This window comes from Mesorhizobium sp. WSM3866 (assembly GCF_002294795.1).
Taxonomy (GTDB): domain Bacteria; phylum Pseudomonadota; class Alphaproteobacteria; order Rhizobiales; family Rhizobiaceae; genus Mesorhizobium.
Genome location: NZ_NSGC01000004.1, coordinates 308,248 through 329,948, shown reverse-complemented (window position 1 = coordinate 329,948; position 21,701 = coordinate 308,248). Strand labels below are relative to the sequence as shown.

Genomic DNA, 21,701 nt, shown 5'->3' with positions numbered 1-21,701 from the left:
GCAATGAAGGTTCTCGTAACGGGATCGAACGGTCTCATCGGCACAGCGGTGTGCGCGCGTTTGGTCGCGTCAGGGCACGAGGTCGTGCGGGCCTCACGACGCCGATCAAGCCGGGCCGGGGAGGCGGGAACGGTCGCCATCGATATGGCGAAGGCGCTCGCCCCCGAGAACTGGGGCAGTGCTCTTCAAGGCGTTGACGTGGTGGTGAATTGTGCCGGTGTTCTGCAGGACAGCGCCAGCGAAAATACGACAGGGGTTCATGCATTGGGCGCAGCGGCGCTGTTTCGTGCCTGCCAGCAAGCCGGGGTGCGCCGGGTCATCCACTTTTCCGCTATCGGCGTCGATCGTGAGCAACCCTCGGCCTTCTCCGCCAGCAAATATGCCGGCGAGGAGGCCTTGATGACGCTCGACTTGGATTGGGTCGTGCTGAGACCCTCCGTCGTTCTGGGCCGCCCCGTTTTTGGAGCGAGCGCCCTGTTTCGCGGCCTTGCCGCGCTTCCTCTGCTGCCCTCCATGCCCGGCTCCGGCCGTCTGCAGGTGGTTCAACTTGAGGACGTGGTCGAAACGGTGGCGTTTTTCCTCAGCCCTGACAGCCCGTCACGGATCGCTCTCGACCTTGCTGGTCCGGACGCCTTCGCAATGGAGGAGGTAGTCGCGCATTACCGCAGGTGGCTTGGATGGGACGAGGCTCGCGTCCTGGCTCTCCCGAGATGGGCGGCACGTCTACTTTATCGGCTGGGTGACGCCGTCAGTGTGCTGGGATGGCGCCCTCCCATGCGCACCAACGCCGCCCTTGAGATCAGCCGGGGAGCCACCGGTGATCCCGGACCCTGGAAGGCGATAACCGGGATCGAGCCGCGAGGTCTCCCGACAGCACTCGCCGCAAACCCAGCCACGGTGCAGGACAGGTGGTTTGCCGGCCTCTACTTCATCAAACCCGCGATCTTCACGGTGCTGCCGTTCTTCTGGATCATGACCGGAATCATATCCTTGACAACCGGATGGCAGAGCGGTGTCCAACTCCTGATCGGTACCGCTGTGAGCGCGCTGGCGGCGCCGTTGGTCATCGCCGGCGCGCTGGCCGACCTGGTCATCGGCGTTCTCATCGCGCTTCGCAAAACCGCGCGCGTTGGGCTCTGGGGAGCGATCGGCGTATGCGTTTTTTATGCATTGGCCGGCACGCTCCTGCGGCCCGATCTGTGGAATGAACCGCTCGGCCCGCTGATGAAGATCCTGCCGATCGTTCTTCTGCACTTCGTCGCATTGGCGATCCTGGAGGAGCGCTGATGCTCTACTTCGGTCTCAAATATCTCCATATCGTGGTCGCGGCGGTTCTGCTGGGGACGGGCGCTGGCATCGCCTTCTTCATGCTGCTTGCACACCGGACCGGCAACCCGGCTACCGTGGCCGCGGTCGCGCGCATTGTCGTGATTGCCGATTTCCTGTTCACGGCAACGGCAGTTGTAGCGCAACCGATCACCGGCGTCGCGCTTGCCCGGCTCGTCGGCTATTCGCTCTGGGACGGCTGGATCGCGCTGTCGATCCTTCTCTACGTCGTGACCGGTGTTTTTTGGCTTCCCGTGGTCTGGATGCAGATGGAGATGCGCGATCTTGCCCTGGCGGCGGCGAAAGCCGGCCAGTTGCTTCCGCCGCGCTATCACCGGCTTTTCCGGCTCTGGTTCGTCTTCGGCTTTCCGGCCTTCGGCGCGGTCGCCGCTATCTTATGGCTGATGATCACCCGCCCGGCCATCGAATGGTTCGGGACCGGCTGATGCCGACGGGCCGAGCGAACTCATCTGAGCTACGCCGGGAGGAGAGGCGCCGGCTCTGATTTCCCGTGCATGGACAAGAACGACTACACCAGCGCGATCGGCATGTAGCGGATAACCACCTTCTCCTGTCGAAACCACCGCTCGAGTGCGATCCGGCGTTCACGCCAGTCGATGAGATCGACCTCGTTGGCCATGACTTCGAAGATCACAATCTTGTCGGCGTTGGACTCGGCACCCTTTTTCCACAAACCGTCGGCAGGCGCCTGAAGGTAAGCAGTAACGCCTTCGAAGCGACTCGCCAGTTCTTCCTTCACGCGGTCGAAATCTTCTTGAGCGAAAGGCTGGCCGTTGTTGTCCGAGCAGGGGAGCAGGATCTGAACAAGATGCATCACAATTCACCGGTGAAAACTAGCACTTGGTATCGTCAAGATAGTTATGCATGTCGGTGGCTGCGATCGAGGCGTGGCCGAATGCGACAGCAAGCTGATTGATTTCGTTGACCACATCGCCAGCGGCATACAGGCCTGGCACGACCGTGCGCTGATGCGCATCCACGACAAGATTTCCAAGCTCGTCGCATGTCGCCCCGAGATCTAGGCCAAGTTGCGACCTTATCGTGCATCCCATGGCTGGATAGACGGTATCGAATGAGGATGCTGTTCCGTTGGAGAGTTGAATGGTGGCCTGCTCTCCCGAGGGTCGTAGCGAATGAGGGATGCAGGGCTCGAGCTGGATTCCAGCTTCGTGGATCAGTCGGCCGGCATCTGCATCAATTTCACTCGAAGCATCGGTCGTCAGTACGGTGACGTCGCGAGTGTAGGTCCGCATGAACAATGCCTTCTTCACTGCCTCTTCCGCCGGGCCTAGGACTGCGACGCGCTTATCGATCGCCTCATAGCCGTCACAGATCGGACAGAGGCGCAAGGTGCCGGCTCTGATCATATCGTCTGCCGAAGGCGTCTCTGGAAGCTTATCGACAATGCCAGTAGCCAGGAGCGCCGCGCGGGAACGAATGGCTGTCGAACCGATCGCAATAAAATCCGTTCCGTCGCGGCCAATCTCGTGGATTATATCGTGCCTAAGATCGGCTCCGCTCTGCAAAGCCTGCTGCCGCAGCCGATTCAGCAGTTCGGCGCCGGCTATGCCGTCGGGGAAGCCGGGACAGTTGCGGGTAATCGGAATGAGCTTCGCGCGGCTTTGACCGCAATCGACAACGACGACCCGGCGGCGAAAGCGCCCGAGATACGTCGCTGCTGCCAAGCCGGCCGGACCGCCACCGATAACCAAGCAGTCAATTCGTTCCCACTGACAGACGCTATCGTCTTCGATCACCAAAGAACTCCCGGGAGGTGATGCAGAGCTATTGCAAGCGGCTCGTGCCCGGCAAACGAACTTGTCTGTTGGTGACTAAGACCAAGGGCGTGCGCGACTGCTTCCCGGTTCTCATAAGAATGAGGCCGACACAGATGTCGCTCGTGAGGATGGCCTCGTTTCCTTCCGAACAGACAGAAACGAGGGCGCAAAATCCGGCCTCGACCGCGTGCACCGGTAAGCGCGGGATCAGTTGTTTCGTTATAGGCGACCATCTGCCCCAACCGCGCCCTTGCCTATTGGTTCCGCCGTGCATTCGCGTTGCTCGCCGATCCGTTGTCTCGCCAGACGCTGACGATGTTCGGCTGCCTTCACGTGCCGCAGGCCGCCGTTCTCGCCACGCGGCGGACCGGACGGTGCAAAAGTTCGCTTTTGTGGATCAAAGTAGCCCGGCCTGCCGGGCGGGGTTGGGGGCTTGACATACAGGCCGGGCCCTTACCCCGCGCAGCGGGGCAGAGTTCCATTATGCGCCGCGCTTGCGGCGACCGACATTAACATTTTCTAAGACTTGAAAAGCCCGTCGCAGCTAATGAGCGTAAGCGACGGGCTTTGTGCTGCCGAGACGGCTACGTCCCAACGGTAAACGACCGCTCCCATAACAAGTCATGGCCGCGCAGTCAGTTCCAATCTTGGACAGCCCACCCGAGGAACGTGACGACACCAGCGACGTTCCGGTAAATGGCAATCGACGATGATATCGAAATGGCCAGGCGGCATGTTCACGAAGGCGAGCGGCACCTTCGCCGTCAGCACGAGTTGGTTGCCGACCTCAGCGATCAGGGATTGCCGACCGATGACGCCCTGCGCTCCCTCCAGCTGCTTGAAGACATGCAGGCGATGCATCGGCAGCACTTGTCGCGGCTGCTGCGCAGAGCCGAAAATGGCTAGGAGGATTCCTGCCTTGTCGGGCCGGACCATGGGTGTCTGCACTTGATCTGGTGACAGGTCATGATCTGCCATGAGTGCGCCGGCCGAGACGATCGGAATCTGCAATTCAGCAAAACACTGTAACGCCGACAAGCGCAGGGACTGGACGCCCTGCCTCCAAATGCTCCGACTATTGCTCGTCCTTTGGGGCAACCTGCACCAGCTGCAAAAGCCCTAGCACGATCAGCGCCAAGACTGTGCCAAGAATTGCGATCTGCCAGAACCCGAGACCCACTGCCAATCCAATGGCACCGGCCAGCCACATTCCCGCGCCGGTCGTCAGCCCCTGAATCTCCCCTTTGGAGAAGAATATTAGCCCCGCAGCCAGGAATGCGACGCCGGCAGTTGTGGCTTCAATCAGGCGGATGGGGTCAATGGCTATCTCCTGGCCATCGAAGACGGGGAGATGGGTGATTTCGATGGCCAGGATGGCGATCAAGGCGGTTGCTAGACAGATCAGGATATGCGTCCTCAGCCCGGCCGGCCGGTTACGCCATTCGCGCTCCATGCCGACGAGTGAGCCAAGAACCGCAGCCAGCAAAAGCCTGGCTGAAATTACGGAAAATGGCAGCCAGGTTTGCTGCCCGAAACGTTCAACAAGCTCATCCATGAGCGCCAGAACGTATCTGTGGGCTGCCCGGTTCCTTCCGCAGGACGCCGGGATGTCCCTGCAACGCATATCGCCGGCAAAGCGCCGGAACATTCGAGCTCAGCCCACGTTGGGTTCTGTTCGACTGACAGGGACACACCTCAATGGAACCCAAATCATCGCGCGATCTGCCCGGTCCTAAGCCCCGCAAGGACAAGGAACGGGAAAACCAAAAAGCTGCCGCGAAAACGCCTGACAAGACCAACGATTGGGACCGGAACCAGGTGCATGGCGAGGGCGAGAGCATCGGGATCGACAAGGACGAACCATACGCCGATCCACACCCCAGAGCGCGGAATCTGAGCCGCCCACGATGCGGCTTGCCGCCATCCCGACCGTTGGAGTGCTGGCGAAGAGAGCGTCTTTCGAGTTCGCATCTAAATAATTGAAAAAATTTGGCTTTCGCGCCGGCTCGTTGCGCTGTTTGCTTCACGGTTGCCTTGGATGGCGACCGGCAAGCCTACCTGTCTGAGGTACAGACACGTCTCCATCCCAGTTTCTTATGAATTCGATCAGAATGCCCAACCCAGACCCGGAATGGCTGCTACGCACCCTCCACAGCGGACGAAGAAGATCGAAAACATGCTGCGGTATCGGCCTGGCATCGCAGATTGATCACAAGGGCTCTGACCCCGTTGTCGACCTCAGCCCGGACAAGTGCCAATTGCAGGGTCTTCAGGAAGGAAGAAGCTTCGCCGCTCGCAAGCGGTGAGTTCGCGAGGGACGGTGCGCCGGGCGAAGTCAATGAGGTCCCGGGACGTTTGGAAGACGCGAAGGATGCGGACATCTTTTTCGCCGGAAACAATTGCAACGCGGGTGCCGTCGGAACTGAAAGCTGCGCGTGTAAAGCCCAGTAGAATGGTTGCTTCGTCGTGGCTGCCGAGGACGGCAATCTGGCGTCCCGATTGCGTCGCCCAGAGCCGGACCGTGCGATCCTTCGAGGACGCGGTCACGACATACAAACCGTTGGGACTGAACTGGGCGCTGTCCACCGCGCCGCTGTGGCCCCTTAGAACGGCCCTTTCCAGTCCGCCAGCGACGCTCCAGATCCGGATGGTTCCATCGCGCGAGCCGGTCAGCAGCAACTGACCGTCGGGGCTCAAGGCGACGACCGTTACCGCGCCGGTGTGTCCCACTAGCGTTCTGACGTTTGCTCCGTCCGTGGTCGACCAAATGCGAGCCGTGTGGTCGAGTGAGCCCGTGGCGACGAGTTGACCGTCCGGGCTGAAGGCCGCTGCCGTGATGCGATCCTGATGCCCCACAAGAACCCTGAGCTCGGCTCCGCCCGTCGTCAAGAGGTGGCCCGCATTGTCTTCCCTGGCCGAGAGGATCAGATTTCCGTCAGGGCTAAGAATGGCCTGCGGTAGGTTGCTGCTCGTGTTAATGGCGGCTAGCTCGGTGCCGGTCGCCGCGTCCCACAGCTGCGCGGTGCCGTTCATCGATGCGCAGAGAAGCGATTTGCCGTCGCGACCAAACTGGATCTGGATCAGGCCGCGATGTGATCGGAACTGGGCGGTCTCGTGTCCCGTGGCCACATCCCAAACACGGACCTGCCCCCCAAGAGATGCCGTCGCGACGCGCCTTCCATCTGGGCTGAACGTCGCGCTTTGAACGATCTCATGTGTATCGAGCCGGATTGTCTCGCGCCCGCTCACGACATCCCACAGGTGCGCCGCGCTGTCGCCGCCGCCGGTCAGCAGGTGGACATTGTCGGGACTGAAGACCGCGAAAGTCGGCCGATATTCATGTGAGAGCGCAGTCGTCAGCGCGCCGTCGACATCCCACAGCCGAGCGGTGCCATCGTGTGAAGCAGTGAGAAGAATGTTGCTGTCGACCGGGCTGAATTCCATATGCTCGACCAAGGATTCATGACCGGCGATCGTCGTCACCAACGAGGCGCGTTCAGCGTCCCAGATGCGGATCGGCCCATTGACCGAGGCAGTCGCCAGGAAGCGGTCGTCCGGAGTGAAAGCACCGTTCATCTCCACATCGCGTTCATCCGTATCGATGTCTGCCTTCAACCCCGACACCTCTTGGCCTAGCACGTGATCCAGCGTTCCCAACGCTCCATCCCAAATTCGGGCAGTGCCATCGATGGATACCGTGGCGATTCGCTGACCCCCATGACTGAAAATGACGCCGTTCAATTGCGTGTCGCTCTTGCTGCCGGCCAGCTTTGCGATCTCCGTTCCTTTCGACAAATCGAAAAGGCTGGAAGTGTCTCGGTGTGAATGCCAACCCCACGGGCCGGCCAGCATCCGGCTTCCGTCCGGGCTGAACGCCAGGCTGTAGGGCCAGGAGGTCACTCGCATTGACCGCGTCAGCGCGCCGTCTGCGCTATTCCAGATCGAAACAAAATGCTTGCCTGCCGTCGCGAAGCTGCGGCCGTCTGAACTGAAAACAGCACGCGTATATGCGTCGCTTTTTACACCTAGAACTTTCTTTCCGGTCCGAGCATCCCAGAGCGTTGCATCGCTGTTCTCCCCCGCCGTCAGCACCCGGGTGCCATCCGGGCTGAAGATTGCCGTCGGATAATTGCCTACCGGGCGCATGATAAAGAGCTGCTCTCCCGAGACAGCGTCCCAGAGACGTGCAGTGCCATCCCTCGCCGCCGTCAGGATACGGCTCCCGTCCGGGCTGAATTCAGCCCTCTCCAAGGCCGCTTCATGACCCATTAGAACTGCAGTTTCGGCACCGCTGGAGATGTCCCAGACGGCTGCAGTCTTGTCGTAGGATGCGGTGACGATGCGATCGCCGCTCGGATTGAATGCCGTATCCGTCACGCCGGCGCCATGCCGGAAGATTTTGATCTGGTGGTGCGCCAGCAGAGCCTTGTAGAGGGCTGCCTCCGCCTCGAACAGATATTGCCGCTCGGATTGGTCTTTTGAGGGCAGTGCTTCAAGCGCCAAGAGGATCGCAGCCTCGGTGCTGCCTGCCGCGGTGGACTGCTCCGAAAGGAACGAGAGCGAAAGGAACTGATTGCGCATCGCCTGGTCGCGTTGCGACCTCGCTTCCTCCTGCGCCCTGAAGGCGACCAGCGCGCCTGCGCCCGCGATGAGAGCGAGCATTATCGCCACAATCGCTGCGTTGCGGGTACGTTGGGAAAGCCGGTTTGCTGCGGCCGCCGCCAGGCTCCGGCGCTCGGCTTCGCGCTCCAGGCGCTCGTGTTTTGCCTCTTCGGCGGCCTCGATCAGCGCTAGCGCTGCGTGCCGGTCCTTCTCCTCTTTCTGCCGATGGGCACGCAAAGACTCCTCGATGTACTCAAGGACATAATCGTCGATCTCCTCCCGTCTCGACAACATTAGTTCTTCGCCCTCCGCCAGACGTTTGCCGGAGGGAAGGAGAAGCTCTCGATTCCTGCTTTCCAGGTGCCATCGGTGGGCATCAGCCCTGAGGCGTTCGCGCGTCTCGAGAAAATTCCGGTTTGCATTCACAATGTCACTTGCGCGCGGCCAGCGCCTCAACAGTGCTTCATGTGCAACGCGCACGAAGACACGCCCTGCGGCGTTCTCGTCGCTGACGAGGAGCCGCGCGTCGATCAGGGCCCTGACCAGCGCCGATCGCGCGGGAGTGCCTGCAACTTCGGTGAGCAGGGCCGGACGTGCCGTCACGGTGTCATCGCTCAGACTTGCAGTTGTGAGGGCGCCCAGTACCGTCGGTAAGGCCTCCTGGATCTCGGGCGCCAGTAAATCCACGACTTCATCGGCGCGGCGCGCGATTGCGCCTTCGAGCCCGCCGAGCGCGCGATAATCCGCAAAGGTGAGAACGCGGCGCTGGCGGCCGGCCTGGTACAACGCGTCGAGCACAAACTCCAGAAGCGGCAATGATCCGGGATCGGCAGCTGCTGCCTCCTGCAGCACGTCATCGAGTCGCCCCAACTCGGCATTCTCCTCAAAGCGGAGTCCGGCAACGCCCGCCGGCTCACGGATGATCTGACCCATCTCCGGGCCAGTCGGCGGCAGGAGTTCGTAGCTGGAGAGGCCATCCTTGAGCGCCGAGAACCCCGGGACCTCGCCGCAACGGTGAAAAAAATCTGAACGGATCGCCGCGATCACCCAGGCCAGTCCGCTCGCGGCGAGCAGCGTCATGAGCCGCACGAGAGCCTCGCGCGCCGGCTGCTTCTCCGTCGTGAACAGCTCCTCCAGCTGATCGATGGCGACAACCAATCTGATCTGCGAGCGGGCCGACCCAGCGGCTTTGCCAAGTGCCTGGCGAACCATCGCCAGCGCCTGATCCGGCGCGCTTCTGCAAAGCCGAGCGAGCTCCGCGGCTGTTACTTCGCAGGCCAGTTCCGGCACAGCAGCTTCGCTAAGCAGCGCCGCAGCCAGCACAGCAAATGCATCCGGTCCTTCGGAGAGGCGGATCAGGCAGCGGCGCCACAACGATATGCCCGCCACGGTTCCGGGCCGGATCAATGACGGCAGCAGGCCAGCGCGCAGGAGGGAAGACTTGCCGCAACCGCTCATGCCGTAGATTAGCAGGAATGCGGTGCCGCTTGCTGCCTGCTGCTCCAGTCTTGAAGTGCAGGCAGCAATCGCCCGCGCTCTGCCGAAGAAGAGATCGGCATCTTCGAATTCGAAGGCATCGAGACCGCGAAATGGCGACCTGACCGGTTCCTCTGAAGCGAGAGGTACGCGGTAGATGCGCAGGGCACGTGCGACGTCCTTCAGCTTCTGCTCGCCAAGCTCGATGAATTCCAGCGGGAGCCGGTCTCGAGCCTGGGCATGAACCGCTTCCGTGATGCAAATCCCGCCCGGTCGTGACAATGATTGAACATGGGCTGCGACCTCGACCGCCTCGCCCCCGAGGTGGTCGCCCTCGTCGACGACATAACCGAGGTGAAGCCCGATGCGGAAGCGCAGGCGCTTTGTCTTGGGAACTTGGCAATTCCGTCTGTCGACCTCATGCTGGATGTCGCTCGCACACCGCAAGGCCTCGACAGGGCCTGCGAATTCGGCGACCACGCTCTCTTCGGCGCTCGAGAACACGCGACCGGCATGTTGCACCAGCAGCCGATCGACGATCTGCCTGTACGGCCCGATTGGTACAGCAGCGCCCCGCTCAGCCTCACCTGGCGGCCGACCGTCAGCAGCCAGTTCGGCTGCCAGGATAGTGGCCATTCTTGGCCCGGCGCTTGAAGGACGGACCAGCCTGTAACCGCGCCGAGGCACCGTCTCCACAACAGCCTGCCGACCGTCATTGAGCGCCGCACGGATCTCGTGAATGCATTGCACAAGGCTGTCGTCGGTGACCGCGATCCCGTTCCAGACCGCCCTCATCAGCTCGTCCTTGGTGACCACGCGATCAGCGTTCTCCAGAAGGTGACGAAGCACCGCGAAGGTTTGGTGACGAAGTGCGATTGTGCTGTTGGATTTGTCGCGCAAGGTCTCGCTGCTCACGTCGACGGTAACGCCGTTGAGCACGAACATCGTGGGCGGCGAGCTACTCAAGCCGTTTCCCTCAAGCACGAAGCCGCAGTCCAATGTTTCGATCCTAGCACGGTTTCGCGCTTGCCATCATCATTCACATCGGGCGGGGAGCGCCGATTTCGGCAAATGATCGGAAGCCGTTCGTGACCCCGAGACGCCTCGGACCGACAATCGCAGCGTCAGCGAGAGGCTCACCATGGACGACGAAGTGCAGATTGCTCGAAGTGTGGGCGCAAGGCCGGTGCTCCGGCTCACAGGCGTGTGCCTGATGACCCTGTTCTTGGCAATGGCGCCCCAGGCTCACTCAACCGACCGTTCCCAGGACGGCCTGGTCGACGTCGATCTGCAATTGATCCTTGCAGTGGACGTTTCGCCGTCGATGAGCAAAGTTGAGCAAAGAGTGCAGCGCGACGGCTACGTCGATGCTTTCCGCCACGCGGACATTGCGCGGGCAGTCAAGTCGGGAGAGCGTGGAAGAATTGCAGTGCTCTATCTGGAGTGGGCAGGGCCAAATCAGCAAACCGTCATCGTGCCATGGACAATCGTCCAAAGTCGCGAGGACGCTCTCACTTTGGCAGACAGGCTCGCGGCTTTGTCGTTGACTGAAGGCCGCGGAACGTCGATTTCCGGCGCATTGTCTGCCGCGAATGATCTGTTCGCGAATAGTGGCTTGCGCAGCCCGCGCAGGGTTGTTGATATATCCGGCGACGGACCCAATAATGCGGGAGCACTCCTTGACCCCATCCGGCAGGTTCTTCTCGCGGAAGGCGTGACGATCAACGGGCTGCCTATCGCACTGCCCCGGATTGGCGGGGCCGACGGGTTCGCGAGGTATGGCCGTTCCAACCTGCAATCCTATTTCGAGCGCTGCGTCATTGGCGGACCAGACGCGTTTGCAATCGGTGTCACAGAGCCCGCCATGTTCGCCACCGCAGTCCGTCGAAAGCTGGTGCGTGAAATCGCCATGAACACGGATTTGGTGATCTACGCCACCTACACGGCGCGTTCAGACAGCACGACCGATTGCAACGTGATCGGTCAGCTGCCAGGGCGGTAACCGATCGGCGATAGCGCGACGGTTTCTGGGGCGGGCCGCACGAAACGTCTTTCCGGCCACCTGCCTAACAGCCAATTGCGGACGGCTTTGAGGTGTCTTCCCTCTTCGCTAACAGCTTGAAAACATCATAGTATTGGGAAAATTGATGGCGGAGAGAGCGGGATTCGAACCCGCGTTACGGTTTCCCGTAAACACACTTTCCAGGCGTGCGCCTTCAACCACTCGGCCACCTCTCCGTCTTGCATGTCGCGTCGGCCGGTTTCGCCGCGCGGGTTGGGGAGATGCATCTCCCTCGGGAAGGCCTCTCGGCCTAAATTTGGGGTGCCTTCAACCGGCAGGCAACCCTTTCCCGGCACCTCTAGCCGTCTAGGCAAAACAGGCGCGGGGCTCATCTAGTCGATCCTAAAGCGAATGCCAAGTCATTCCGTGGCTTTTGCCGTGGATGACACGGAAGCTGCCTCGGTGGCCTGCCATGCAGCCGAATGCTGTGCACAGGCTGGCCGGCGGAGTTTCCCGCGCTTGACTTCGGCTCTGGCCGCCTGTCGACTGCCTGAGGCGTTGTTTTTGTGCACCTCCGGACGGAAAACCACGACGCAGTTCCCGGAACTGCTTGGGCTTTGCGAGGGGCATCGTCCTGACATGGCATCGATCAACCAGCAGCCCGCGGGCCGGCCCGACAGCGGGCTCTCCTTCATCCCGGTGGCGTGGCTGATCATCGTGATGGCGCTTTCGGCCTATGGCCTGATCTCGAGCTGGCGGCTGATCGGCGACTTCAATCTGCCGGAAAGCGTGCTCTTCCTGATCTACGGCGGGCTGACCGGTGGCGTCGTGACCATTCTGTGGGGGCTTTACCTGCTCGGCCTCGCCTTCAACCGGTCGGCGCGTTTCCCGCGTCACTATACGATCGGGCAGGTCGCCATCATCCTTTGGCTCGTCGTGCGTCAGGCCTACACGCTTCTTGTCCCCGATTTCGTCTTCTCGGCCGAAGGGCTGGGCTTCACGGTGGCCGAGATCGCCATCGGCCTGCTCTGCATCTACCTCCTGCGGCGCGGCGCCGGCGCCGACACGGTGTATGCCAATCCCGAGGCCGTACGCCCGCCGCTCCTGGTCTCGCTCGTCGCCGCGTTGCTCGGCATCATTCTTGGTGGCGCCATCGGCGCCTGCATCGGATTTTTCGCGGGGTCGCTAATCGCCGACGCCACCCATATGAGCTGCTTCGAGGGCGCCTGCGGGTTTTTTGCTGTCTTCATCGGCTTGGGCGGACTGATCATCGGAGCCGTCGGCGGCGGGATTTTCGCCATCTGGCGCGTCAACCGGCGCAAAGCGGCGCGGAGGGCCTAACTCAAAATCACGTGTCGCGATTGCGTGGCGGTTGTGCACGCTCTATGTCGTTTGGCGGGGCAGACGGGAGTGTTCCCGGGGAGTGCGTTGGATGCTGCGTTTCATCTTTCGGCTGGCGGCCATGGTTGCGTTGTCGATTTCTGTCATCATGGCGGTGATCGACACCACGCGCTCTGTCGCGGCGTCGGCGCTGGTCATGACGCCGCTCAACGCAAGCTGGCTGGCGGTATCGCCCGACACGCGCGCCGCGTTCGAGACCTATGTGCGCGCCAATGCCAGTCCGCTGGTCTGGGACGGGATCATCGCCTGGGTGCTCGGCCAGCCGGGATTCGCCGTGTTCGCGGTATTGGCGTTCCTGGTCTACGCCCTCGGCTACCGCCGGCGCCGCCACGAATTCGCCCCGACCAACTGACGCTGACTCCGCCCGAAACGGTCGGCCTTCACGCTTTTTCCAACAGGTCAAAATTCCACGTGAATTTTGTTTCGGGCCGTGCCAGATTGGCCGCGAGCGGGAGGGGCATACACTTCCTGCCTGACGTCGCATGCCTGCCGGAGAACCGGGCAGGGTGTGCGGTGCAACGGAAAATAACCGACAGGGTGTGGATCACATGAAACGTATCGTTCTCGGCCTCCTGGCCGCAACCGCAATGGTTCTCCCGGCCTTCGCCGCGGATGTCCAGCCGGCCATCCTCTACGATCTCGGCGGCAAGTTCGACAAATCCTTCAACGAGGCTGCCTATAACGGCGCCGAGAAATTCAAGAAGGAAACCGGCGTCGCTTATGTCGAATTCGAAGTCTCCAACGCTTCGCAGCGCGAGCAGGCGCTGCGCCGCTTCGCCGAGGACGGCCGCAACCCGATCGTGATGGCCGGCTTTGCCTGGGAAGATGCGCTGAAGAAGGTCGCGGCCGAATATACCGACCTCAACTTCGCCATCATCGACGATGCCGTCGACCTGCCCAATGTCCGCTCGCTGGTGTTCAAGGAGAACGAAGGCTCCTACCTCGTCGGCATTCTGGCTGCGATGGCGTCGAAGTCGAAGAAGGTCGGCTTCGTCGGAGGCATGGACATCCCGCTGATCCGCAAGTTCGAATGTGGTTATGTCGGCGGCGCCAAGTCTGCCGGGGCCACCGAGGTCATCCAGAACATGACCGGCGATACCCCGGCCGCCTGGAACGACCCCGCCAAGGGCGGCGAGATCGCCAAGACCCAGATCGATCAGGGCGCGGACGTCGTCTATGCTGCGGCCGGCGGCACCGGCGTCGGCGTGCTGCAGGCGGCCGCGGATGCCGGCAAGCTCGGCATCGGCGTCGACTCCAACCAGAACGGCCTGCAGCCCGGCAAGGTGCTGACCTCGATGCTGAAGCGCGTGGACGTTGCCGTCTACACGGCTTTCATGGACGGCAAGAACGGGACCTTCAAGGGCGGCGTCGAAAATCTCGGCCTGAAGGAAGGCGGTGTCGACTACGCCATGGACGACAACAACAAGGCGCTGGTGACGGACGAGATGAAGGCGGCGGTCGAAAAGGCCAAGGCCGACATTATCGCCGGCAAGGTCCAGGTGCACGATTACACCACCGACAACAACTGCCCATATTGATCGGCAACTGAACGAGGCTTCTTAGACCGCCGGGCTTTTTGCCCGGCGGTTTGTTTTTCGGACCAGCATCATGCAACCGATTATCGAAGCCATGACGGAGCGCGATGTCGAGGCGATCGCCAAGCTGCGCCTGGCCGCCTTCTTTGAGGGCACCGGGCGGACGCTCGCAGAGGATATTGCGGGACTTCGCCGGCTGATCGCAGGCGACGGGTTCGAGGCGGCTGTCGTCGCCCGCCTCGGCGGCCCGCCGATCGGAAGCTGCCTCTTCGTCCGCAACGAGATCGACCCGGCGCATGATCTGACGCCGTGGCTCGCCGGGCTTGTTGTTGACGAGGCGTATCGAGGGCAGGGCGTTGGCACGGCGCTGGTCAGGGCCATAGAAGGCCACGCCGCGTCGGCCGGCGTTAACCGGCTCTATCTCTACACCTGGCAGGCACGACCGTTCTACGAAGCGCTTGGCTGGACTGCGGCGGAAGCTTTCGAGCAGGAGGGCGAGCCGATGCTTTTGATGTCGTGCGCCCTATAGCGTGCCGGCGAGATAGCCCAGCGCGAAGGCGGCCGCCAGGGCGAGCGCGATAGCCAGGCCGAGCCGGCCGCCAAGAGAATGCAGGCCGACGCCATAAGGCTTGCGCTCGATCTTGTTGATCACGATCGGCTGCGGCTTCGCATCGCCCTTGTCCAGCCCGGCAAACCGCATTTGCGGCAATTCGCCAAGCCGGCGCTGGATAAGCTGCCAGCGCTCATCCGAAGCCGTGGCCGACGCTCCCTGCGGCTCCAAAGCACGCATGCGCTCGGCAAGCCGCAGCACCGCGTCGCGAAAGGCGGGATCGATCTGTAGGTCGCGCTCGGCGCGAGCGCGCTCCCGTTCGTCCATCAGGCCGAAGACATAGTCGCCGGCCCTTGCGATGCGGTCTCCTTCACCGGCCATGACCGTTCTCCTCGAACTCGCTCGCTCCCCCTGCAGGCTCAGTAGTGCGGCGGCTTGGTCACCGGCACGTCGGGAGCGGCCTGCTCCTCCAGGGCCAGGAACCGGTCGGCAAGGGCGGCCAGCTTGCGTTCCATGCGCTCGATCACCGTCCACTGCTCGGCGATCTGGCCGGACAGTTCCTCGATCGTCTTTTCCTGCTCGGCGGCGCGGATTTCCAGCGTCGTCAGCCGATCGTCAGGCATCGTCATCATCCCGGTCTCTGTGAATGTGAAGCTCCCGGCCACCTTCGAAATTGACAAGCGCGGGGGGATTTGTCGAGAGTGAATGGCGTTCCGGCCAATTGGCACGGGCGGGGCGTCGTGCTAGGCAATTTGACCAAGCGATAAAAAATAACGAGTGGGACAGGCTGCATGGCGCAAGCCGCAATCGAGCTCATAGGCATCAACAAGAGTTTTGGCGCCGTGCGCGCCAACCGCGACATCAACCTGGAAGTCACGCGCGGCACCATCCATGGCATTGTCGGGGAGAACGGCGCAGGCAAATCGACGCTGATGTCGATCCTCTATGGCTTCTACCAGGCCGACAGCGGCGAAATCCGCGTCGCCGGCAAGGCGGTGTCGATCAACACCCCAAACGACGCGATAGCGCTCGGCATCGGCATGGTGCACCAACATTTCATGCTGGTCGACAATTTCACGGTGCTGGAGAACGTCATCCTCGGCGCCGAGACCGACGCGCTGTTGAAGAGCAGCATCGCCAAGGCGCGCTCCGAGCTCGAACGGCTGGAGCGCGAATACGGCCTCGAGGTCGATCCCGACGCCATCATCGAGGAATTGCCGGTCGGCCTGCAGCAGCGCGTCGAGATCCTCAAGGCGCTCTATCGCGGCGCCGAGATCCTGATCCTCGACGAGCCGACAGGGGTTCTGACGCCAGCCGAGGCCGACCATCTGTTCCGCATCCTCAAGCAGCTGAAGGAACAGGGAAAAACGGTGGTGCTGATCACCCACAAGCTGCGCGAGATCATGGCCGTTACCGACACGGTCTCGGTCATGCGCCAGGGGACCATGGTGGCGACCAGGGTGACCAGGGAAACGACGGTCGGCGAGTTGGCCGAACTGATGGTCGGCCGGCGCGTGCTGTTGCGGGTGGAGAAAGGCCAGTCGGAGGCCGGTGCGACAAAACTCTCGGTCAAGAACCTGACGGTCAAGGATTCACGCGGCGTCACCATGGTCGACGACGTCTCCTTCGACGTGCGCGGCGGCGAGATCGTCGGCATCGCCGGCGTGGCCGGCAACGGCCAGTCGGAGCTGCTCGAGGCGATCTCCGGCATCCGGCACGCCGTCTCGGGCGAGGTCATGCTCGACGGCAAGCCAATCGACCTGACCGGCAAGGCCGATCCCGGCGAATTGCGCGACCGCGGTCTCGCCCATGTGCCGGAAGACCGCCACCATGTCGGGCTGGTGCTCGCCTTCGAGGAGCACGAGAACTCGATCCTCGGCTATCACGACGACGAGCGCTATCTCAAGGGACCGTTCCTCAACGTCGATGCCATCATGGCCGACGCGAAGGACAAGATCGAGAAATACGACATCCGTCCCGGCAATCCGCGGCTGAAGACCGCAAATTTCTCCGGCGGCAACCAGCAGAAGATCGTGCTGGCCAGGGAGATGGAGCAGGATCCCGGCGTGCTGATCGTCGGCCAGCCGACGCGCGGCGTCGACGTCGGCGCCATCGAATTCATCCACAAGCGGCTGATCGCCATGCGCGATCAGGGCAAGGCGGTGCTGGTCGTGTCGGTCGAGCTCGACGAGATCCGCTCGCTGTCCGACCGCATCCTGGTGATGTTCGCCGGCCGCATCGTCGGCGAACGCGGACCGGAAGCGACGGAAGGCGAGCTTGGCCTCTTGATGGCCGGTGTCGAGCACCAGGAGGCCGCCGAATGAGCACGCCTTACGCCAAGCTCCCGGCCTGGGCCGATTATGGGTTGATCCCTTTGATCAACCTGTCGGTTGCTTTCATCGTCGCGGGCTTCGTCGTCATGCTGGTCGGCGAAAATCCGTTCCGCGCCGCCGTCATCCTGGTCGAAGGCGCTTTCGGCAAGGGCACAGGCATCGCCTTCACCTTGTTCTATGCCACGACCTTCATCTTCACCGGGCTGTCGGTGGCGGTGGCGGCGCATTGCAGCCTGTTCAACATCGGCACCGAAGGCCAGGCCTATATCGGCGGCCTCGGCATCGCGCTCGTCTGCCTGAGCTTCGACAGCGTCCTGCCCTGGTGGCTGATATTTCCGATGGCGATCGTCGCCGCGGCGGCGTTCGGCGCGCTCTGGGGTTTCATCCCGGCCTATCTGCAGGCCAAGCGTGGCTCGCACATCGTCATCACCACCATCATGTTCAACTTCATCGCCGCCTCGGTGATGGTCTATCTGCTGGTCGGTCCGCTGAAGCCGGTCGGATCGCAGGCGCCGCAGACACGCAATTTCCTGGCCGGCGCGGAATTGCCGAAGCTCAACTGGATGATCGAATTGTTCGGCGCCAAGATCCGCTCGGCGCCGCTCAACATCTGCTTCCTGCTGGCGCTGGCGATGGCGTTCCTGGTCTGGCTGCTGATCTGGCGCACCAAGCTCGGCTACGAGATGCGCACCTACGGCCATAGTCCGAAAGCGGCGCGCTATGCCGGCATTTCGGAAACCCGCATCATCCTCACCGCGATGATGATCTCGGGTGCGTTGGCCGGCATGATGGCCCTCAACCCCGTGATGGGCGACCAGCACAATGTGGCGATCGATTTCGTCTCGGGCGCCGGCTATGTCGGCATCGCGGTCGCGCTGATGGGCAGACTGCATCCGGTCGGCATCGTGCTGGCGGCGATCCTGTTCGGCATGCTCTACCAGGGCGGGGCCGAGCTTGCCTTCGAGATGCCGGCGATCAGCCGCGACATGATCGTCATCATTCAAGGGTTGGTCATCCTCTTCGCCGGCGCGCTGGAGCATATGTTCAGGCCCTATATCCAGGCGCTGTTCGCATCGGTCAGCCCGAAATCGGTCGGCATGCAGGCGGTCAAGGGGAAGGGGGCCTGAGATGGACAGTTTCAACGCGATCGTCCAGGTCCTGGATTCCACCATCCGCCTGTCGGTGCCGCTGCTGCTTGCCTGTCTTGCCGGCCTCTATTCAGAGCGGGCCGGCATCTTCGATATCGGTCTCGAAGGCAAGATGCTGGTCGGCGCCTTCGCCGGCGCTGCAGCGGCATCGGTCTTCCATTCGGCCTTTTTCGGTCTCGGCACCGCCGTCCTGATCTCGGTCGCCTTCGCCATGGTGCACGGTTTCGCCTCGATCACGCATCGCGGCAACCAGATCGTCTCCGGAGTCGCCATCAACTTCGTCGCCGCCGGTTCGACCATCATCCTCGGCCAGGCCTGGTTCGAGCAGGGCGGCCGCACGCCGGCGCTGCAGCCGGGCGAGCGCTTCGAGGCGATCGTGTGGCCGGGCGCCGAAGCCGTTCGCAACGTGCCGATCCTCGGGCCCGTTTATGCCGAGCTGATCTCCGGGCATTCGATCCTGGTCTACTTCGCCTTCGCGATGGTGCCGTTCACCTGGTGGGTGCTGTTCCGCACCCGCTTCGGTCTCAGGATGCGCGCCGTGGGCGAAAACCCGGCCGCCGTCGACACCGCCGGCATCTCGGTCGCCTGGCTGCGCTATCGGGCGCTGATCTGCACCGGTATCCTTACCGGCGTCGCCGGTGCGTATCTGTCCATGGTCCAGAATGGCGGCTTCGTAAAGGACATGACCGCAGGCAAGGGCTATATCGCGCTTGCCGCGCTGATCTTCGCCAAATGGAAGCCGGTCAACGCGATGTTCGCCTGCCTGCTGTTCGGCTTCCTCGACGCGGCATCGATCCGCTTGCAGGGCTCGCCGCTGCCGATCCTGGGCAAAGTGCCGGTGCAGTTCATGCAGGCGCTGCCCTATGTGCTCACCGTCATCCTGCTCGCCGGCTTCATCGGCAAGGCAATACCGCCGCGCGCCGGCGGCGTGCCCTATGTCAAGGAACGCTGAGGCTCGGGCCGTCTCGGCAACCGGCAATTTGAACAAGATCGTGGGAGAGAAGAAGGAAATGTCGCATGATCTGTTCGAAGCGGCCAGGACGGCGATGGCCAAGGCCTATGCGCCCTATTCCAAGTTTCCCGTAGGCGCCGCGCTGCGCACCGAGGACGGTCGCGTCTTCACCGGCGCCAACATCGAGGTGGCGTCCTATCCGGAAGGCTGGTGTGCCGAGACCACCGCGCTCGGCCACTACATCATGGGCGGCGGCGGCAAGATCACCGAGATCGCGGTGATCGCCGAGCGCATGGCCAAATGCTCGCCCTGCGGCGGCTGCCGGCAGCGGCTGGCGGAATTCTGCCGGCCGGAGACGAAACTCTATCTCTGCGACAACACCGGCGTGGTCGAGACGGTCACCATGGGCGACATGCTGCCTTACGGCTTCAGGGGCGATATCCTGAAATGAAGGAGGCGCTGGATCATCTGGTCGAGAAACTGGACGGGCTGGCCCCGACCGCGGCGCTTGTGCTGGGCTCCGGCCTTGGTGGGCTGGTCGACCAGGTGGAGGACGCAAGGCGCATCCCCTATGCCGAATTGCCGGGCTTCCCGCGCAGTGGCGTCTCCGGCCACGCCGGCGAGGTGGTGGCAGGGCGTTTCGCCGGCACGCCGGTGCTGATGCTTTCCGGGCGCGCGCACTATTACGAGCACGGCAATGCCGCCGCGATGCGCCCGGCGCTCGAGGTGCTTGCCGGCATCGGCATCTCGCATCTCATCCTCACCAACGCCGCCGGCTCGGTCGATTCCGAGATGGGACCGGGCTCGGTGATGATGATCACCGATCACATCAACTTCTCCGGCTCCAATCCGCTGATCGGCGAGCCGAGCGACCGCCGCTTCGTTGGCCTCACCGAGGCCTATGATGCCGGCTTGCGCAAGGCGATCGAGACGGCGGCGAAGGAGACCGGCACCGCGCTCCATCAGGGCGTCTACATGTGGTTTTCCGGACCATGTTTCGAGACGCCGGCCGAAATCCGCATGGCGCGCGTCATGGGCGCCAACGCGGTCGGCATGTCGACCGTGCCCGAAGTGATCCTGGCCCGCTTCCTCGGCCTCAAGGTCGCTGCCTGCTCGGTGATCACCAACCTTGCGGCAGGCATGACCGGGGCGGAACTCTCGCACCAGGAAACCAAGGACATGGCGCCGGTCGGCGGCGCGCGGCTGGCGACGATCCTGCGGCGCGTCTTCGAGGAAGGTTTGCCGGAAAGCTGATGCTCCCGCAGGAAATCATTCGGCGCAAGCGTGACGGCCACAAGCTCTCGATGCCCGAGATTGCGACCTTCATCGAGGGGATCACGGCCGGCACGCTCTCGGAGGGCCAGATCGGCGCCTTTGCCATGGCGGTGTTCCTCAAAGGCATGAGTCGCGAGGAAGCAGTGGCGCTGACGCTCGCGATGCGCGATTCCGGTGACGTGCTCGACTGGTCCGATTTGCCGGGACCGGTCACTGACAAGCATTCGACGGGCGGCGTCGGCGACAATGTCTCGCTGATGCTGGCGCCGATCGTCGCGGCCTGCGGCGCTTATGTGCCGATGATCTCCGGCCGCGGGCTTGGCCATACCGGCGGCACGCTGGACAAGATGGATGCCATTCCCGGTTACGTCAGCCGGCCGGATTTGGCGCGGTTCCGCAGGACGGTGCTCGAGACGGGCTGCGCCATCATCGGCCAGACCGCCGACCTGGCGCCGGCCGATCGCCGGCTCTACGCCATCCGCGACGTGACGGGCACAGTGGAATCGGTGCCGCTGATAACGGCTTCGATCCTGTCGAAGAAGCTTGCCGCCGGGCTCGACTCGCTTGTGCTCGACGTCAAGGTCGGCAACGGCGCCTTCATGGAGAAGTCGCGCGATGCGGCCGCACTTGCGAACAGCCTGGTCGAGGTCGCCAATGGCGCCGGCCTGAACGCTTCGGCACTGGTGACCGGCATGAACGAGCCGCTGGCCTCGGCAGCCGGCAATGCGGTCGAGGTGAAGAACGCGGTCGACTTTCTCACCGGCCGGTTCCGCGACCGCCGGCTGGAGGACGTCACGCTGGCGCTTGCCGCCGAGATGCTGCAATCGGCGGGAGTTGTCTCGTCCAACCAGGACGGGATCAGGCGCGCGGCCGAGACGCTCGCCGGCGGCCGCGCGGCGGCGGTGTTCGCGCGGATGGTGACGGCGCTCGGCGGACCCGCCGACTTCGTCGAGAATCCGGAGAAATATCTGCCGAAGGCGGCAGTGGAATCGGCGGTCAAAGCGGCCGAGGACGGCTTCGTCACCGGGATCGCGACGCGCGAAATCGGGCTCGCCGTCGTTGCGCTGGGCGGCGGGCGCGTCCGTCCGGATGACAAGATCGATCATTCCGTCGGCCTCACCCGGCTGCTGCCTGTGGGCGCGGAGGTGCATGCGGGCGAGGCGCTGGCGCTGGTCCATGCGCGGACCGAGGCCGACGCCGAGGCTGCCGCCGTCGCGGTGCGCGCCGCCTATACGGTCGGTCACTCGAAGCCGACCGCAGAAAAGACGGTGCTCAGGCGGATACTGCCTCTGTAAAATCGCG

General features: G+C 63.0%; 20 protein-coding genes and 1 tRNA gene. 13 read left to right on the top strand and 8 right to left on the bottom strand.

The features are described 5' to 3' along the window. Positions 1-3: 3 nt before the first annotated feature. Positions 4-1,287 carry an SDR family oxidoreductase gene (locus tag CK222_RS12115; RefSeq protein WP_095800527.1) on the top strand — a complete coding sequence of 428 codons (1,284 nt, stop codon included), beginning with the start codon at positions 4-6 and terminating at the stop codon, positions 1,285-1,287. Beyond that, a complete protein-coding gene (locus CK222_RS12110) occupies positions 1,287-1,772 on the top strand; it encodes a DUF2269 family protein (RefSeq protein ID WP_095800526.1) in 486 nt (161 codons plus the stop codon). The genes CK222_RS12115 and CK222_RS12110 overlap by 1 nt, the downstream gene beginning before the upstream one ends. An 83-nt stretch (positions 1,773-1,855) precedes the next feature. On the opposite strand, the gene CK222_RS12105 is transcribed toward CK222_RS12110, so the two are convergent. The 5 genes from CK222_RS12105 to CK222_RS12080 form a co-directional block, all read right to left on the bottom strand. Further along, positions 1,856-2,161, bottom strand: coding sequence for a hypothetical protein (locus CK222_RS12105; protein WP_067318770.1), 306 nt, complete (start codon positions 2,159-2,161; stop codon positions 1,856-1,858). Positions 2,162-2,180: 19 nt separating this feature from the next. After that, positions 2,181-3,104, bottom strand: coding sequence for an NAD(P)/FAD-dependent oxidoreductase (locus CK222_RS12100; protein WP_245433014.1), 924 nt, complete (start codon positions 3,102-3,104; stop codon positions 2,181-2,183). Positions 3,105-3,746: 642 nt separating this feature from the next. Next, entirely contained in the window at positions 3,747-4,103 is a 357-nt protein-coding gene (locus CK222_RS31595) for a hypothetical protein (protein ID WP_127213981.1), read from the bottom strand. 97 nt (positions 4,104-4,200) lie between these two features. After that, positions 4,201-4,680, bottom strand: a complete 480-nt coding sequence (locus CK222_RS12090) for an MgtC/SapB family protein (protein WP_095800651.1) — start codon at positions 4,678-4,680, stop codon at positions 4,201-4,203. A gap of 683 nt (positions 4,681-5,363) precedes the next feature. Then, a complete protein-coding gene (locus tag CK222_RS12080) occupies positions 5,364-10,202 on the bottom strand; it encodes a winged helix-turn-helix domain-containing protein (RefSeq protein WP_141247058.1) in 4,839 nt (1,612 codons plus the stop codon). Positions 10,203-10,344: 142 nt separating this feature from the next. Here CK222_RS12080 and CK222_RS12075 point away from each other — a divergent pair, with 142 nt between their 5' ends. Then, positions 10,345-11,205 (top strand): DUF1194 domain-containing protein, encoded by an 861-nt coding sequence (locus CK222_RS12075; RefSeq protein WP_095800522.1) that lies wholly within the window; start codon positions 10,345-10,347, stop codon positions 11,203-11,205. A 146-nt stretch (positions 11,206-11,351) separates the two neighbouring features. On the opposite strand, the gene CK222_RS12070 is transcribed toward CK222_RS12075, so the two are convergent. Further along, positions 11,352-11,441, bottom strand: a tRNA-Ser gene (locus CK222_RS12070). A gap of 403 nt (positions 11,442-11,844) precedes the next feature. On the opposite strand from CK222_RS12070, the gene CK222_RS12065 reads away from it, so the two are divergent. From CK222_RS12065 to CK222_RS12050, 4 genes are all read left to right on the top strand, one after another. Then, on the top strand, positions 11,845-12,546 hold the full coding sequence (locus tag CK222_RS12065) for a hypothetical protein (protein ID WP_067325731.1): 702 nt from the start codon (positions 11,845-11,847) through the stop codon (positions 12,544-12,546). A gap of 91 nt (positions 12,547-12,637) precedes the next feature. Further along, entirely contained in the window at positions 12,638-12,958 is a 321-nt protein-coding gene (locus tag CK222_RS12060; RefSeq protein ID WP_095800521.1) for a hypothetical protein, read from the top strand. Positions 12,959-13,154: 196 nt separating this feature from the next. After that, a complete protein-coding gene (locus CK222_RS12055) occupies positions 13,155-14,144 on the top strand; it encodes a BMP family ABC transporter substrate-binding protein (RefSeq protein ID WP_067325733.1) in 990 nt (329 codons plus the stop codon). A gap of 70 nt (positions 14,145-14,214) precedes the next feature. Next, positions 14,215-14,670, top strand: a complete 456-nt coding sequence (locus CK222_RS12050) for a GNAT family N-acetyltransferase (RefSeq protein ID WP_095800520.1) — start codon at positions 14,215-14,217, stop codon at positions 14,668-14,670. On the opposite strand, the gene CK222_RS12045 is transcribed toward CK222_RS12050, so the two are convergent. Both CK222_RS12045 and CK222_RS12040 read right to left on the bottom strand, forming a co-directional pair. Then, a complete protein-coding gene (locus CK222_RS12045) occupies positions 14,665-15,072 on the bottom strand; it encodes a hypothetical protein (RefSeq protein ID WP_095800519.1) in 408 nt (135 codons plus the stop codon). The two genes, CK222_RS12050 and CK222_RS12045, sit on opposite strands and share 6 nt — an antisense overlap. A 38-nt stretch (positions 15,073-15,110) precedes the next feature. Next, positions 15,111-15,320 (bottom strand): SlyX family protein, encoded by a 210-nt coding sequence (locus CK222_RS12040; protein WP_067002641.1) that lies wholly within the window; start codon positions 15,318-15,320, stop codon positions 15,111-15,113. A gap of 162 nt (positions 15,321-15,482) precedes the next feature. Here CK222_RS12040 and CK222_RS12035 point away from each other — a divergent pair, with 162 nt between their 5' ends. Genes CK222_RS12035 through deoA form a run of 6 tightly spaced genes read left to right on the top strand, consistent with a single transcriptional unit; the run spans position 15,483 to position 21,694 of the window. Further along, positions 15,483-17,015 carry an ABC transporter ATP-binding protein gene (locus CK222_RS12035; RefSeq protein ID WP_095800518.1) on the top strand — a complete coding sequence of 511 codons (1,533 nt, stop codon included), beginning with the start codon at positions 15,483-15,485 and terminating at the stop codon, positions 17,013-17,015. Further along, the gene (locus CK222_RS12030) at positions 17,012-18,151 is read left to right on the top strand and encodes an ABC transporter permease (protein WP_095781077.1); all 1,140 of its coding nucleotides are present in this window, start codon (positions 17,012-17,014) and stop codon (positions 18,149-18,151) included. Before CK222_RS12035 ends, CK222_RS12030 begins: the two co-directional genes overlap by 4 nt. A gap of 1 nt (position 18,152) precedes the next feature. Beyond that, positions 18,153-19,124, top strand: a complete 972-nt coding sequence (locus CK222_RS12025; RefSeq protein WP_067325751.1) for an ABC transporter permease — start codon at positions 18,153-18,155, stop codon at positions 19,122-19,124. A gap of 58 nt (positions 19,125-19,182) precedes the next feature. Continuing rightward, positions 19,183-19,575, top strand: a complete 393-nt coding sequence (cdd, locus tag CK222_RS12020; protein ID WP_067325754.1) for a cytidine deaminase — start codon at positions 19,183-19,185, stop codon at positions 19,573-19,575. Beyond that, the gene (locus CK222_RS12015; RefSeq protein WP_095778797.1) at positions 19,572-20,378 is read left to right on the top strand and encodes a purine-nucleoside phosphorylase; all 807 of its coding nucleotides are present in this window, start codon (positions 19,572-19,574) and stop codon (positions 20,376-20,378) included. Before cdd ends, CK222_RS12015 begins: the two co-directional genes overlap by 4 nt. Continuing rightward, entirely contained in the window at positions 20,378-21,694 is a 1,317-nt protein-coding gene (gene deoA, locus CK222_RS12010) for a thymidine phosphorylase (protein WP_095800517.1), read from the top strand. Before CK222_RS12015 ends, deoA begins: the two co-directional genes overlap by 1 nt. Positions 21,695-21,701: the final 7 nt, after the last annotated feature.

Excerpts from the sequence above, each read along its gene's own strand:
- CK222_RS12115 (WP_095800527.1), top strand. The coding sequence starts at position 4 with ATGAAGGTTCTCGTAACGGGATCGAACGGTCTCATCGGCACAGCGGTG.
- CK222_RS12110 (WP_095800526.1), top strand. The coding sequence starts at position 1,287 with ATGCTCTACTTCGGTCTCAAATATCTCCATATCGTGGTCGCGGCGGTT.
- CK222_RS12105 (WP_067318770.1), bottom strand. The coding sequence starts at position 2,161 with ATGCATCTTGTTCAGATCCTGCTCCCCTGCTCGGACAACAACGGCCAG.
- CK222_RS31595 (WP_127213981.1), bottom strand. The coding sequence starts at position 4,103 with ATGGCAGATCATGACCTGTCACCAGATCAAGTGCAGACACCCATGGTC.
- CK222_RS12090 (WP_095800651.1), bottom strand. The coding sequence starts at position 4,680 with ATGGATGAGCTTGTTGAACGTTTCGGGCAGCAAACCTGGCTGCCATTT.
- CK222_RS12075 (WP_095800522.1), top strand. The coding sequence starts at position 10,345 with ATGGACGACGAAGTGCAGATTGCTCGAAGTGTGGGCGCAAGGCCGGTG.
- CK222_RS12065 (WP_067325731.1), top strand. The coding sequence starts at position 11,845 with ATGGCATCGATCAACCAGCAGCCCGCGGGCCGGCCCGACAGCGGGCTC.
- CK222_RS12060 (WP_095800521.1), top strand. The coding sequence starts at position 12,638 with ATGCTGCGTTTCATCTTTCGGCTGGCGGCCATGGTTGCGTTGTCGATT.
- CK222_RS12055 (WP_067325733.1), top strand. The coding sequence starts at position 13,155 with ATGAAACGTATCGTTCTCGGCCTCCTGGCCGCAACCGCAATGGTTCTC.
- CK222_RS12050 (WP_095800520.1), top strand. The coding sequence starts at position 14,215 with ATGCAACCGATTATCGAAGCCATGACGGAGCGCGATGTCGAGGCGATC.
- CK222_RS12045 (WP_095800519.1), bottom strand. The coding sequence starts at position 15,072 with ATGGCCGGTGAAGGAGACCGCATCGCAAGGGCCGGCGACTATGTCTTC.
- CK222_RS12040 (WP_067002641.1), bottom strand. The coding sequence starts at position 15,320 with ATGACGATGCCTGACGATCGGCTGACGACGCTGGAAATCCGCGCCGCC.
- CK222_RS12035 (WP_095800518.1), top strand. The coding sequence starts at position 15,483 with ATGGCGCAAGCCGCAATCGAGCTCATAGGCATCAACAAGAGTTTTGGC.
- CK222_RS12030 (WP_095781077.1), top strand. The coding sequence starts at position 17,012 with ATGAGCACGCCTTACGCCAAGCTCCCGGCCTGGGCCGATTATGGGTTG.
- CK222_RS12025 (WP_067325751.1), top strand. The coding sequence starts at position 18,153 with ATGGACAGTTTCAACGCGATCGTCCAGGTCCTGGATTCCACCATCCGC.
- cdd (WP_067325754.1), top strand. The coding sequence starts at position 19,183 with ATGTCGCATGATCTGTTCGAAGCGGCCAGGACGGCGATGGCCAAGGCC.
- CK222_RS12015 (WP_095778797.1), top strand. The coding sequence starts at position 19,572 with ATGAAGGAGGCGCTGGATCATCTGGTCGAGAAACTGGACGGGCTGGCC.
- deoA (WP_095800517.1), top strand. The coding sequence starts at position 20,378 with ATGCTCCCGCAGGAAATCATTCGGCGCAAGCGTGACGGCCACAAGCTC.